We start from the raw sequence: 14223 nt of genomic DNA, 5'->3' as shown, positions 1-14223 counted from the left end.
GCTTTGTTTTTGCTTAATTCAGAATGTGATTTTTTCATTCCACTGGGGACCCTTATTTATGAAATTCACTCAACTTACTGCTGCAACATTACTTGTATTGGGTGCGGCATCCGCACAGGCAAAACCGATCTGGCAAGACTTCAGTGTCACCGGACTTTATGGAGAAAACTATGAGGTGGTCGATGAGAAACAGGCGACTGCGACCTTTGAATATACGGCAAAAATAAAATATGCAGATGTCTTCTTCTTCATTGACCGTATGCGCGGCGCAGATGACTTTAAATCCAGTTATTTTGAATTTTCACCACGTTTAAGCTTGGGAGAAGTATCAGGCCAGAAACTTGCCTTTGGCCCGGTTAAAGATGTACTGGTCTCAACGACCTGGGAAGGTGGAGAAGGTTTTGATAACTTCCTCTACGGCGTAGGTTTCGATCTGGAAATTCCCTATTTCCGCTATGCTAGCATTAATCTTTATCGCGTGAATAATGAGAATATTGATGATGATTACCAGTTGACACTGACCTACGGCGTGCCAATTAAACTGGGAACTGAAGAATTTCTGGTGGATGGCTTCTTGGACTGGTCTACAGAAGAAGATACTCATGACAGCGAGATGAACTGGACCACCCAATGGAAATGGAATGTCGGTAAACACATTTCTCCAGACACCAATTTATATCTGGGGATTGAACATTCTATCTGGAACAACAAATTCGGTATCCCAAATGCCGATGAAAATAATGTCAGTGCTTTAGTGAAATATCACTTCTAGGCAAAGTGATGAAGAAATAAGTTAAAAGCCCTGATAAAAGGGCTTTTTTTAATGCGTTTAAAATACGATCTGGATGTTTTCAGGAAAAGGATGAACATCACAATTTGATCCGCTACCTATACGATCCACTACGACAAACTCGCTGGGTGCTTCAAGGGTCAATAATGGATGATGCCAGGTTCCGGCACGATAATTTATCCCTTGAGAACCATCACTGATAAATACCTGAATCTGACTAATATCGGGCTGTGTATAATCAAGTTCAGGCGCTACAACGATTAAAAATTGCTGGCCGTGCATCGGAATAAAAGCCTGTGATCCTAGAGGATGCCTTTCCAGCATTGAGATTTGAAAAGGAATTGCCGTAGCTTGCATATTTCTAAAAATACTCAGTCCGACCTTGGTGTCACTTTCTACTTCAGCCAGGGCATGATAACGCTCAGTCTGCTGCTCATTGATATGAAAATAATGATTACCCTGACAGGCAATGACTTCTCCAAAAGGCAGAAAACTTTCAGTGCTTAAAGGCTGTATTTTTATACTTTGCATAGACATATCATTGATCACTCAAGCCAATTTTCCCCAGAGACGAATCCGGCTGATGCCACCGTCCGGAATCATGTTGACACGAATATGGGAAATTTTTTCGTGTTGTAAAATTTCATTGATGTAATGATGAATATGATCCATTTGCATAGGTTGGGCTGCTAACAAAAAAGGCCAGAACATGCTTTGTGGAATGAGTTGCTCATCGGTTGCATCCTCAACATAGATGGCTTGAATAGAAACCTCTGCAGGGAAATTTCCCTTAAAATGGGCGGTATCAATTTCAATTTTCTCGATTCGGGCACTGGCGCCTAAAGCCAAAATGCACCAGTCAAATCCTGGAGCACGACGCCGTTTGGTTTCCCAGCCATCGCCCATGTTAATGCCACGTCCCGGATTAATCAGATTGCGTGGATGTCCAAAATGCGCATCGCTATAGGCAACGACACGGCCACCATGTTCTAGTGCCAAAACATCTAGCATTTGATCACTATCTTGCAGATTGATTTTTACCTGACCATAGACCTTAAAACGTGCAATCCCACCGTCAGGATAAATATTCAAACGGACATGGGTAAATATCTGCTTTGCTGAAATCTGAACAATATGATGCTGGCTGGGGCCCAAGACATTATTTTCTATAATGCTGATCCATTCTGCCTGATCAAGATTTCCATCTGGCGCATAACATGCTTGCACAGCAGCAGAGGCCGGATAATTACCGCTAAAAAAAGTCGTATCAATATCCAGTGCCTGTATTTGACCTGCAACAGCAAGTTTAATGATGGCCCAATCATAGCCCGTGTGGCGCTTGCGACGGGTTTCCCAGCCATCCATCCATTTGCCATGCTCATCAAACTTGTCTTCGATAAAGACCGGTGCCTCAAATTGCAACATGCGTTTTGCTTCAGCAAAAAACTCATCTGAACATTCAAGAATTTCTGCGCCAATTCGGGCATCTGCAAGGTTAATTAACTGCTGTACTGGAGCAGGCAGATCAAAAATTGGAGCTAATAAGGTCGCCATCTTAAATTTCCATCATTGGTATACGTCACATGAATATGCACTTTTATAAATACAAATTTAGGTCTTCTGCCTTTATAAAAATAGGACATTGAAGGAATTTAAAAGCACAGCGTGTGCCAACTCTTGCTATTTTTTTAGTGCATTTTTTTCAGGATGGCACGTTTTTAGCATTTTAGCTGGCAATGAAGATGAAATAGCCAGGAGGAATAGATGGAGATTGCAATTATTGGGGCAGGCATGGGCGGATTAACCACAGGAATTGCACTAAAAAAGTTCGGACATCGGGTCACCATCTATGAGCAGGCAGAACAGATTTTACCTGTCGGTGCTGCAATTTCCTTGTGGTCAAACGGGGTGAAGTGTTTGAACTATCTGGGCTTAACTGAACAGGTAGCAAAGTTAGGTGGCCAGATGAATGACTTAGCCTATATCGATGGTTTGAATGGCGAGGTCATGACGCAGTTTAGTTTGGCGCCGTTAATTGAAGAAGTCGGTCAACGTCCATATCCGGTATCGCGTGCTGAATTACAAAATATGTTAATGGATGCGTTTGGCCGGCAGGATATTCAGCTCGGTAAAAAAATGGTGTCTATTGAGGATAAGGGGCAACACGTCGAAATCGGTTTTCAGGATGGCAGCACTGCCTCTGCAGCATTATTGATTGGCGCAGATGGTACCCATTCCATGACGCGTCAGTATGTATTGGGCAAACAGGTTGAACGCCGTTATGCCGGTTATGTGAACTGGAACGGACTGGTTGAGATCTCTGAAGATTTAGCGCCTGCACAGCAGTGGACCACGTTTGTCGGTGAAGGCAAACGTGCTTCACTGATGCCTGTGGCAGAGCATCGCTTTTATTTCTTCTTTGATGTGCCATTGCCCGCAGGTCTGGAAAATCAGCGTTCGGAATATAAGACCCTGTTAAAACAGTATTTTTCTGGCTGGTGCCCACAGGTTCAGCGCTTAATTGACAGCATTGATGAGCAGAAAACCAATCGTGTCGAAATCCATGATATTGAGCCTTTTACCCAGTTCTATAAGGGCCGTGTGGTAATTTTAGGGGATGCGGCACATAGCACCACACCGGATATCGGACAGGGAGGTTGCCAGGCAATGGAAGATGCGGTCTATCTCGCACGTGCCTTACAAATTAATACGCTAGGTCTGGAAGATGCCCTGAAACGCTATCAGAATAAACGTAATGAACGCGCCAATGAATTGCTGCTACGTGCACGTAAGCGTTGTGATGTCACGCATATGAAAGATGAGCAAATTACCCAAGACTGGTATGCAGACCTACGTAAAGAGCAAGGCGCGCATATTATGAAAGGCATTATTAGCAATATTGTCGGTAATCCATTGGATTAAAAACAGTTAATTTCAGCATTAATATTGAATAAAAGCCGCGATTTTGGCCATCGCGGTTTTTGTTATTTAAATATGAAAATACTACAGTTGCTGCACCTTGCTTTTTAAGGCTTCCATTTGTTCAATCATATGTTTAATCATCAACTGGGAAACGCGTGAAATCTGGCGTCTAGGCGCTACACAGAGAGCAATGGTCAGCGGATGCAGCCCTTTTTCAGAGATAGGTTTAAAGACCACTTCATCCCGCTCTACATACGGTAAAACATCGAGATAACTAAAAATCCCAATCCCGGTATTCGCCTTAATGAGAGTATTCATCAGGCGGATATCATTCGATTCCGTTTTACGTGCAGGTATAAATTGATGATGTTTATACAGTGCTTGTACATAGTCATGAATAATCAGGGGGTCGGCCGGAATAAAATGGTTGTCGTTCAAGGTATCTGAAAAATAAATCTTTTCTGCTTGAGCAAGAGGATGTGATTTACCCATCACAAAACCTAAAGGCAGTTCCAGAAAATGGAGGACTTCAAGGTGTTGATGAGATTTTGGATTCAGGATCAGGCCAAAATCCAGATCTGCCTCAATCACTTTTTTGGCTACGATTTCACTGTCTGCGACCCGGATATTAAAATTAATCCAGGGATAATGTTCATACATATATTGCATGGACTGCATGACAAAACCATCATTTAAGGCAGAAATTAAACCGAATTCGATGGTCCCACGCGTAAACCCCTGAATTTCATCAAAGCGAATCCGGGTTTGCTGGAATTCTTTTTGCCATTTTAAAACATCGGCATAGAGTAATTCACCCGCCAGTGTCAGTTTTAAACCATGGGGCAAACGCTCAAATAACACAATTCCCAGTTCTTCTTCAGCCAAAGCAATTTGCCGATGTACTGCAGACACGGAAATGAATAATTGATCTGCGGCCTTGCGTAAACTTCCCGTTTTCGCCACCGCGATAAAATATTCTGAAAATCGGGAAAAAGGCGTATTCATTAATTTAGTCAAGCGAAGAACCACCGTTTATTCATATCAATATTTGAGATAAACGTGTTTATGCGAGTTTTATGCCAAAGAAGGCAGCTTTAATCGGCAAATACATTTGTACATGGTTGATGTGTTCTAATTTTAAGAATGAATAGTACGAATCATTCTAATAGACAGAATAACAATAAATTCAGTAATTTCAATTAGAAGCAAAGCCAAAATTGCACAGTTCTGCACTGTTCAAGGCCTGTAAAAAGAGACCATCCACAGTAAAAATATAGGTTTGATATGAACGCAATTCCAGTCATCAATTTATTCAACAAACCCTGCTATAGCCAGTTTGATGATCAGGACTGGGACATTCTGGCTCGTCACTGGTATCCGGTGGCACGGATTCAGGACGTTTCTACCCAACCGCAACAAGTAACCCTGCTTGATGTCAAACTGGCATTGTACAAAACAGAAAGTGGCGATATTCATCTGGTCCGTGATATTTGTCCACATCGGGGTGTACCCTTAACCAAGGGCTGGGTTTCGGGTGAAAATCTGGTCTGTCCTTACCATGGTCTACACTACAATGGCCAGGGTAAATGTATCAAAATTCCTGCACAAGCCGAGCTGACCAGTATTTCTGAGCGCTTTTCTCTGACTAAATTTCCAGTAGTGCGAAAATATGGCTTGATCTGGACCAGTATTTTTGGCCGTGACGAATCCAAAGCCAATTTCCCTGTTTTAGATACTTGGGAGATGTCAGATCATCAGGCAATTTTACCGCCGTTTGTGGATATTGCCGGTTCAAGTGGCCGTCAACTGGAAGGCTTTATTGATGTTGCACATTTTGCCTGGGTTCATCAGGGGTCTTTCGCAGATTCTGAAAATCAGGTTGTACCCAAATACACGACAGCACGTACAGATTACGGCCTGCATACCGAATATGTTAGCAGTGTCAGCAACTATCCACATGGTATGCAAGATCTGGCACCGGAAGGTTTTTTGTGGAAACGTGTATTTGATGTCTATCCACCGTTTTCTGCGGTGCTAACCGTACATTTCCCAGAACAGGGACAATTAAAAATTCTCAATGCCTGTTGTCCGGTCTCACACAATAAAACCCGTTTATTTGTACCACTGACACGCAACTTCGATACGACAGGAGATTTACAGGCGGTATATGACTTCAATGCACAAATCTTTGCCGAAGATCAGGACATGGTAGAAAGCCAGAAACCTGAAGAATTACCGCTCGATATTTCCATGGAAGCGCATTTTGAAGCAGATCGCTCTTCAACGACCTATCGTCGAATCTTAGCCGAGTGGGGATTAAGTAAACGTTATGTTGTCTAATATATTTTAAAATTTAAAAATATGGATTAAATTTTAAACAGAAACCCTATATTTTAATATAGTGGTTTTTATTTATATTATTTTTGAATGATCAAAATATTATTTATATCTCCTTATTTCTTAATTAAAATTGATTAATATTTTCAAAATTCGAAAATTAAAATAAATCAATCTAGGCAAGCTTCGATTAGTGAGTTCCAATCTCCTTCAATGAGGAGAGAAAAGAAAAATATCTGTAAGACATTAATCTTTCGGTGCATTACAGGCTAAATCCAATTATTAAAAAATACTATTAATCTATTTTAATATTAATAGCTTATATCAAAATAATCCTATTCCCTCAATAAACCTTAATACATGGTTCTATCATCTACATCTATCTTTGCTCATGAAAAATATGAAGCTTCGATTAAAAAAAGAGTGCACAAATTTAAAGCGTTTTATTTTATCGCACTACTAATAAGCAATAATAAAAATAAATCATTTTATTAAATTAAATTTTATATCAACTACAAGCTTAGTATTTATTACTTTAATCCCATTACTTTTTAATTAAATCATAAAAACAAAAACATTTTATTTTAAAAGCCTGTTTTTATTATTTTTGATAAAAACTGGAATACTTATTGCTAATTATATCTTGAACAGACTGAGCGCATTTGAGTGAAGTCATTTTAAAGCATGTGTTGCATGACACAGAACAACCAAGAGCAGAATAGAATGAAAGAAAAAAATAGCTTGAAAACCGGATTGAAAAAATTGGTAGGGGTATTAATGGCAAGTGGTGTAATGGGCATGGCCGCTGTCGCCAATGTTCAGGCCCAAGATAAAGCCGCATTTGTTTATATTGGCCCAACCAGCGACCATGGCTGGACCTATTCTCACGATCAGGGCCGGATTAAGGCTGAAAAAACCCTCGCAGGAAAATATAAAACCTCTTATATCGAAAATGTCCCTGAAACAGCAGATGCCGAACGTGTGATCCGTAACCTGGCACAACAAGGCAATAAAGTCATTTTTGCAACCTCGTTCGGTTATATGAATGCGATGGAAAAAGTATCCAAGCAATTTCCAAATACAGTATTTATGCATGCAACCGGTTATAAGCAGGGCAAAAATTTAGGGGTCTACGATGTCCGTACCTATGAAGGCGCTTATATGCTGGGTGTGGTCGCAGGGCAAAAAACCAAAAATAATGTATTGGGCGTAGTCGCGTCTTTTCCGATTCCTGAAGTTATCCGTAATATCAATGCCTATACCCTCGGTGCACAAAGTGTAAATCCAAAAATTAAAACCAAAGTCATTTGGGTGAATTCATGGTTTAACCCGGGCAAAGAACGTGATGCAGCCTTGGCTTTGATTGCTCAAGGCGCAGATGTGCTGATGCAAAATACCGATTCTCCAGCAGTGGTACAGGCGGCTGAACAAAAAGGTGTCTTTGCTTTTGGCTGGGATTCTGACATGAGCAAATTTGGCCCTAAAGCGCATCTTGCTGCATCGGTTTTACATTGGGAAAAAATTTATACTCCGGTAATGACGCAAGTCAGCAAGAAAACCTGGAAACCAAGTGCAATGTGGTATGGCGTAAAACAAAAAGCCGTCGATATCGAAAGCTTTGGTCCTTCAGTGTCGGCAGCCTCTAAAGCAAAAGCGCTCAGCGTACGTGATGGCATTTTAAAAGGCACACTGCATCCATTTACCGGCCCGATTCATAAACAGGATGGTACATTGGTCTTGGCAAAAGGCAAGCGCCTAGATGATGCGGCACTAAGTAAAATGAATTACTACGTGAAGGGCGTAGAGGGTTCATTACCGAAATAAAGCTTTGCCATTTTGCAATTAAAAATCTTTAAACACTTTGATGTACTTTTCTGCATCCATTTGCATGCCTGACAACCATCGATGGATGCTGAATTGCTACGGCATGGAATAGGGCACTGATGATGACCTCTCAACACGATAGATCTGCTCATGCGCAAGAGTTGAATGCACGTTCTTCTTCAGGTGTACCGCGTTTACAGCTCATCAATATCTGTAAAAGTTACAATTCATTGAAAGCGAATGACCAGATACATTTAACCGTTCAACCTGGGCAGATTCATGCCATTTTGGGTGAAAATGGTGCTGGCAAAAGTACGCTGATGAAAATCATTTATGGAGCAACCAAGGCCAATCAGGGACAAATCCTCTGGAACGGTAAAGAAGTTCATATTGATAACCCGTCGATGGCAAGAAAGCTCGGGATTGGCATGGTCTATCAGCATTTTTCTTTGTTTGAGACTTTGACTGTAGTCGAAAATATTTCGCTGGGACTGGATGAAAAGATTCCTTTAAAAGCTCTAAGTCAAAAAATTATTGCAGTTTCAGAACAATATGGTTTACCCATTGATCCACGCCGCGAAGTACATTCTTTATCGGTAGGTGAGCGGCAACGTGTCGAAATTATTCGCTGCCTTTTGCAAAATCCCGCTTTAATCATTTTAGATGAACCGACTTCAGTATTGACACCACAAGCGGTACGGCAACTGTTTAAAACTTTACGGTTATTGGCCTCCCAAGGTGTTTCGATTTTATATATCAGTCATAAATTACACGAGATCAAAGAACTTTGTGATGAAGCAACCATCTTGCGCAATGGCCATGTTACCGGAAATGTTGATCCCAAACACAACAGCACCAGTGATTTAGCGCGCTTAATGATTGGTCGTGATTTACCGACCTATGTACGCCCAGAATATACAGGTGCAAAACAGGTGCTATTCCAGATCGAGAATCTGGATTACCAGTCTGATGACACATTTGGTGTATCGCTGAAAAATATCAATTTAAATATTTGTGCCGGTGAAATTGTAGGAATCGCCGGGATTTCTGGCAACGGGCAAGCAGAATTACTATCTTTATTGTCGGGCGAAAACAGCCTGAAATATGGCCGGATGGTTCTGAATCAAATCGATATTTCCCAATTCAGTCCTGGACAACGGCGTGACTTGGGTCTGGGCTTTGTACCTGAAGAACGTCTGGGTCGAGGAGCAGTCCCGAACATGACGCTGTCCCAGAATGCCTTGCTGACTGCATTTCGGCAGAATCTGACGCAATGGGGATTAATCAAGTTTTCACAATGTAAGCTTTTTGCCCAGCACTGTATTGAAAAATTCGGAGTGAAAGCCAGTGGCCCAGAGGCAGAAGCACGTTCCTTGTCCGGTGGAAATTTACAAAAATTTATTGTCGGCCGGGAAATTCTGCAAAACCCGAAATTCCTGATTGTGGCTCAACCGACCTGGGGCGTAGATGTCGGCGCGTCCATGTTTATCCGGCAAACCCTGATCGATCTCTCTCGACAAGGTGTTGCCATTTTGGTGATTTCAGAAGAATTAGAAGAGCTGTTTGAAATCAGTGATCGTCTCTGTGTCTTGGCCAATGGTGAACTATCTCCAGCCATACATATCCATGAAACCAATACTGAAAATGTTGGGGTCTTGATGTCAGGTATTTCAAGTCATGACACTGCGATCATAGTAGAGGAGCAGCAAGCTCATGCTTAATACAGTCAATAATAAATCTATAAATTGAGAGGAAAGCGACATGCATTTACTGGAACCGCGTGAACATCCATCTCAAATCATGAAGTGGCTTTCACCACTCATTGCGCTGCTGGCCATGCTGATTGTCGGTAGTATTCTGTTTTTAATGTTGGGGATTAATCCCGCGCAAGCCATGTACATCTTCTTTATTGAACCGCTGACATCGTCTTATGGTTGGAGTGAACTGGCAGTCAAAGCCGGACCTCTGATTCTGATTGCCTTGGGGCTGACGGTCGGATTTCGAGCCAAATTATTCAATATCGGTGCTGAAGGTCAGCTCACCATGGGCGCGATTTTTGGCGGTGGTATTGCGATTTTATTTCATGATCATATCGGCTGGTGGATTCTCCCGTTAATGATCGTTATGGGCGCACTTGGTGGGGCACTCTGGGGTGCAATTCCTGCCTTACTGAAAACCCATTTTAATGCTGAAGAAACCCTGACCACCCTGATGATGAATTATGTTGCAGTATGTGTGTTGCTATACCTGGTCAATGGTCCCTGGCGTGATCCGGATGGGATGAACTTCCCTCAATCGGTGGTTTTTAGTGAGAGTGCGACGCTGCCATTCATTGTAGAAGGCACACGCATTAATGCCTCTATTTTTATCACTTTTTTTGCAGTCCTTCTGTTCTGGGTTTTTATGCGTAAAAGTCTGACGGCCTATAAACTGCAAGTCAGCGGTCAGGCACCTTTAGCTGCCAAATACGCAGGTTTTTCTTCCTCCAAAGCGATCTGGATGAGTCTGGTGATTTCCGGAATGATGGCAGGTATTGCCGGAATCTGTGAAGTGGCTGGGCCTATTGGTCAGCTGAATCCGAACCTGTCCCCAGGTTATGGCTATGCAGCGATTATCGTGGCCTATCTAGGTCGTCTCAATCCAATCGGTATTGTGCTGTCAGGCTGTTTTATGGCGCTGATTTATCTGGGCGGCGAAATGGCACAAATGCAGCTCCAGCTTCCGGTCGCAATTACCGGTATTTTCCAGGGGCTGCTGTTGTTTTTCCTGTTGGCTTCCGATGCATTGATTGAAAATCGTTACCGTTTTAGCAAAAAAATGGCGCCACCGGTCCCTCAGCCCACAGCAACTACCCTTTAACCCAATGTTGTCTACAGCAAAAGGAAGCATGATATGGCTTTAGAAATAACTGCAATTCTTGCAGGTACTGTTGCCGCAGCAACACCACTGATTTTCGCAGGTCTGGGGGAATTGGTCACACAGCGGACCGGTGTGATTAATCTTGGAGTAGAAGGGATGATGCTGGTGGGTGCAATTGCAGGTTTTGCTTTTGCTGCGCAATATGATGCCAGTGTATTAAGTGCCTTATTGATGGGTGGTCTGGCAGGCATGCTGATGGCCCTGATTTTTGCCTTTTTTACCTTGTCTTTAAGTACCAATCAATCCGCGTGCGGTTTGGCTTTAACCATTTTTGGACTCGGTATCTCTGCATTTTTGGGACAGAACTACGTCAGTATGGCTTTACCGGGTCTGGCTAATTTTAATATTCCACTATTAGCGGATATTCCAGTATTGGGTCCGATTTTGTTCCAGCAAAACTATGTGGTGTATTTGTCGATTTTGGCATTTTTTGCCGTTTGGCTGGTGCTGGCCAAAACCCGTTTGGGCTTATTGCTTAAAGCAGTTGGAGAATCACCGGAAAGTGCGCACGCCATGGGTTATCACGTGTTGGCGATTCGTTATGGCGCAGTACTATTTGGCGGTTTGATGGCAGGAGTTGGCGGAGCATTTCTATCAACCGTCTATACCCCGATGTGGATTGAAAATATGGTCGCAGGCCGCGGCTGGATTGCCATTGCACTGGTAGTATTTGCGGTGTGGAAACCAACACGTTTAATGCTCGGCGCTTACCTGTTTGGGGGCGTAACCATTTTGCAATTTCACGCCCAGGCGCTTGGAATCAAGGTTCCGAACGAGCTGCTTGCCGCATTGCCCTATATAGCCACCATTGTGGTACTGGTCATGATTTCACGGAATAAAAAAGTACTCAAAATGAATTTGCCATCTTCTTTAGGCAAAACCTTCGTGCCATAACCGCAGCCATTCATCATAAATAGAATAGATTTGAGTATAAATCATGAAAATTTTAACAGCTTCCTATGTCCTTACCATGAATGCGCAGAATGAATGTATTAAAAATGGCGCGATACTGATTGAGGGCGACCAAATAAAAGCAGTGGGTACATTGGCACAGTTAACTCAATGCTATCCAGAGGTGCTCATTGAAGATTACCCACAAAAGATCCTGATGCCGGGCTTGATCAATACCCATTGTCATTCCGGTTTATTGCGTGGTACGGCTGAAGGATTACCGGTTTGGGATTGGTTACAGCAGTATATTGACCCGATGCACCGGGTGTTGACACCAGAGGATGCGAAAATCGCCTCCTATTTATGTTATGCCGAGGCACTATTGTCGGGAACGACCACCATCGTTGATATGTGGCGTTATATGGACGGAAGTGCTGAAGCTGCGCAAGCATTGGGAATTCGTGCCGTTCTAGTACCTTATGTCGCGGAAGATCCGGATCACAATTATTTTGAAACCTTAAAAAGTAATGAGGCTTTAATCAACCGTTGGCATCAGCAGGCGAATGGACGTATTCAGGTTTGGGTGGGTTTAGAGCACCTGTTTTATGCTGAAGCTTCAGCATTAAGCCTCATTGAGAAACTTTGTCAGGATTATCAAACCGGTTTTCATACCCACAGCAATGAAAGCCAATTTGATGTACAGGAAAACCTGCGCCGTTCAGGTATTCGCCCAATTGAGAGTCTGCAAAAACTGGGCTTGCTAGATCTGCCTAAAACTTTGTTGGCACATTGCGTCTGGACAGATGCAAATGAAATTCAGATTTTAAGGCGACATGCGGTAGGGGTTGCGCACAATCCTATTTCCAACATGAAGTTGGCTTCTGGTGCAGCGCCTGTCGTTGAAATGCTACGTCAAGGCGTTGCGGTGGGTTTGGGTACTGACGGAGAAAAAGAAAACAATAACCTGGATCTATTTGAAGAAATGAAAACGGCATCATTGCTGGCCAAATTTTCTTCGCTGGATGCGGCCGCCCTGGATGCCTGGTCAGTCTGTCAAATGTCTACGATTACAGGAGCTAAAGCCTTGGGTATGCAAGATGAAATTGGTTCATTGGAAGTCGGCAAACAGGCCGACCTGATTGCTGTGAAACTGGATACACCGCGGATGACGCCGTTGATTGATCATAGAAAATTATTTAATTTGCATACCAATTTAGTCCATGCAGTTCAAGGCCAAGATGTCGTGATGACGATGGTGGCGGGACAGACTGTGGTTAAAAATGGCCGTTTGATCAATGCCGATTTACAGGCTCTAATTGATCAAGTGAATAAGGCGGCGCCACGCTTGTTTAAACGTCGTGATCAGTGGTTTGCAAAGCAGGGGCAAACGGTGAATGAATTACAGCGGGAAGAATTTTAAGATTTACGTGGGGGTTGAGGTTATTCATTGATAGTGGGGTGACCTCAGACGCCTTTCTAACGAATGATTTAAATGAAATTAAACAGAGTGAATAGACTGATATTTTCTAATCTTTAGATGAGTTTTATTCATTCACTTCTAAATTGCATCTAATAAGCTATAAAACCATTCTTTGAATTTACCCCTCAATTTCATCCACTTAATATTCGATAGAATTTATCTTAAGTTATTAATATTCATTATTTTATCATCTATTAAACCCTAAAATTTCATAGAAAAAATCTTTCATATTTTTCTTCATTAAGTGATCTTGATATCTTATAGAACAACCAATCATGAGTAATATTCACTTTTCATTGAGTTTAAATCATTTTTATTCATCTTAAGGTTCACGTATAAGTAGGCTCATTCAGAAATTTGATTATTAGAACTTAGGGCAGTGGATCACAATGAGTAAAAAGTTTGCATGTTCAATTAAGCGCATTCGTTTTGACGAAAACTATCAACCTGCAGATAGTACACGTCTGACGACGAACTTTGCCAATTTGGCGCGTGGCGAAAGTCGCGAACAGAATTTGCGTAACACTCTGCGAATGATCAATAACCGTTTTAATGCATTGGCACATTGGGATAACCCAAAAGCAGATCGTTATTCAGTTGAAATCGACATTATTTCAGTTGACCTGGATCTTGAAGGAAATGGTAAAACATTCCCTGCAATTGAAACTTTAAAAACTACGATTGTCGATCATCAGACCAATCAGCGTATTGATGGCATGATTGGCAACAGTTTCTCGTCTTATGTCCGCGATTATGATTTTAGCGTGGTACTTCCTGAACATATCAAGAAAAATCCAACATCGACCAAGCCAGAAAATTTTGGTGATTTACATGGCAAGCTTTATCAATATCTCGTCAATTCTGAAGTATTTAAAGCAGAATTTAAAAAACAGCCGGTGATTTGTTTGAGCGTTTCAACCTCGAAAACCTATTACCGTACCGCGAATGTGCATCCTGTATTGGGTGTGGAATATAAAAATGATCTCTGTACACGACAAATTTCACAGAACCCTTATCCTATCAGGCTTCTGTCTTCTTAAAATTGCCAGAATTTCCTTAA

The 14223-nt window shown here is 42.1% G+C and carries 11 protein-coding genes and 1 pseudogene; 9 read left to right on the top strand and 3 right to left on the bottom strand.

The window, feature by feature from the left end; translation table 11 throughout:
• Positions 1-58: 58 nt before the first annotated feature.
• Positions 59-772: an outer membrane protein OmpK gene (locus tag PV763_RS02000; RefSeq protein WP_005262971.1), complete on the top strand. Its 714-nt coding sequence runs from the start codon at positions 59-61 to the stop codon at positions 770-772.
• A gap of 57 nt (positions 773-829) precedes the next feature.
• Here the strand turns inward: PV763_RS02000 and PV763_RS01995 are convergent, their stop codons facing one another.
• Together PV763_RS01995 and alc are read right to left on the bottom strand one after the other, a co-directional pair.
• Positions 830-1327, bottom strand: coding sequence for an ureidoglycolate lyase (locus PV763_RS01995; protein ID WP_004646920.1), 498 nt, complete (start codon positions 1325-1327; stop codon positions 830-832).
• 12 nt (positions 1328-1339) lie between these two features.
• The gene (alc, locus tag PV763_RS01990) at positions 1340-2344 is read right to left on the bottom strand and encodes an allantoicase (RefSeq protein ID WP_409666371.1); all 1005 of its coding nucleotides are present in this window, start codon (positions 2342-2344) and stop codon (positions 1340-1342) included.
• 210 nt (positions 2345-2554) lie between these two features.
• Between alc and hpxO the strand changes: the two genes are divergently transcribed.
• Positions 2555-3712, top strand: a complete 1158-nt coding sequence (gene hpxO, locus PV763_RS01985; protein WP_004646918.1) for an FAD-dependent urate hydroxylase HpxO — start codon at positions 2555-2557, stop codon at positions 3710-3712.
• Positions 3713-3793: 81 nt separating this feature from the next.
• Here hpxO and PV763_RS01980 read toward each other — a convergent pair whose 3' ends face one another.
• Entirely contained in the window at positions 3794-4717 is a 924-nt protein-coding gene (locus PV763_RS01980) for a LysR family transcriptional regulator (protein ID WP_004646917.1), read from the bottom strand.
• A gap of 279 nt (positions 4718-4996) precedes the next feature.
• Here PV763_RS01980 and PV763_RS01975 point away from each other — a divergent pair, with 279 nt between their 5' ends.
• From PV763_RS01975 to PV763_RS01945, 7 genes and pseudogenes are all read left to right on the top strand, one after another.
• Positions 4997-6052, top strand: coding sequence for a Rieske 2Fe-2S domain-containing protein (locus PV763_RS01975; RefSeq protein WP_420937281.1), 1056 nt, complete (start codon positions 4997-4999; stop codon positions 6050-6052).
• 720 nt (positions 6053-6772) lie between these two features.
• Positions 6773-7873, top strand: a complete 1101-nt coding sequence (locus PV763_RS01970) for a BMP family ABC transporter substrate-binding protein (protein ID WP_253114744.1) — start codon at positions 6773-6775, stop codon at positions 7871-7873.
• 119 nt (positions 7874-7992) lie between these two features.
• Positions 7993-9594 carry an ABC transporter ATP-binding protein gene (locus PV763_RS01965; protein ID WP_420937280.1) on the top strand — a complete coding sequence of 534 codons (1602 nt, stop codon included), beginning with the start codon at positions 7993-7995 and terminating at the stop codon, positions 9592-9594.
• 40 nt (positions 9595-9634) lie between these two features.
• On the top strand, positions 9635-10732 hold the full coding sequence (locus PV763_RS01960) for an ABC transporter permease (protein ID WP_420937279.1): 1098 nt from the start codon (positions 9635-9637) through the stop codon (positions 10730-10732).
• A gap of 33 nt (positions 10733-10765) precedes the next feature.
• Complete coding sequence (locus PV763_RS01955; RefSeq protein WP_004280246.1) at positions 10766-11686, top strand: ABC transporter permease; 921 nt, start codon at positions 10766-10768, stop codon at positions 11684-11686.
• Positions 11687-11729: 43 nt separating this feature from the next.
• Positions 11730-13103, top strand: coding sequence for an amidohydrolase family protein (locus PV763_RS01950; protein ID WP_420937278.1), 1374 nt, complete (start codon positions 11730-11732; stop codon positions 13101-13103).
• A gap of 449 nt (positions 13104-13552) precedes the next feature.
• Positions 13553-14158, top strand: a pseudogene (locus PV763_RS01945) (putative oxygenase MesX); the annotation flags it as partial.
• Positions 14159-14223: the final 65 nt, after the last annotated feature.

The sequence above is a fragment of the Acinetobacter sp. AS5 genome, assembly GCF_048957595.1.
Taxonomy (GTDB): domain Bacteria; phylum Pseudomonadota; class Gammaproteobacteria; order Pseudomonadales; family Moraxellaceae; genus Acinetobacter.
The sequence above is the reverse complement of the archived record's forward strand: the minus strand, read 5'-3'. Positions and strand labels throughout refer to the sequence as shown.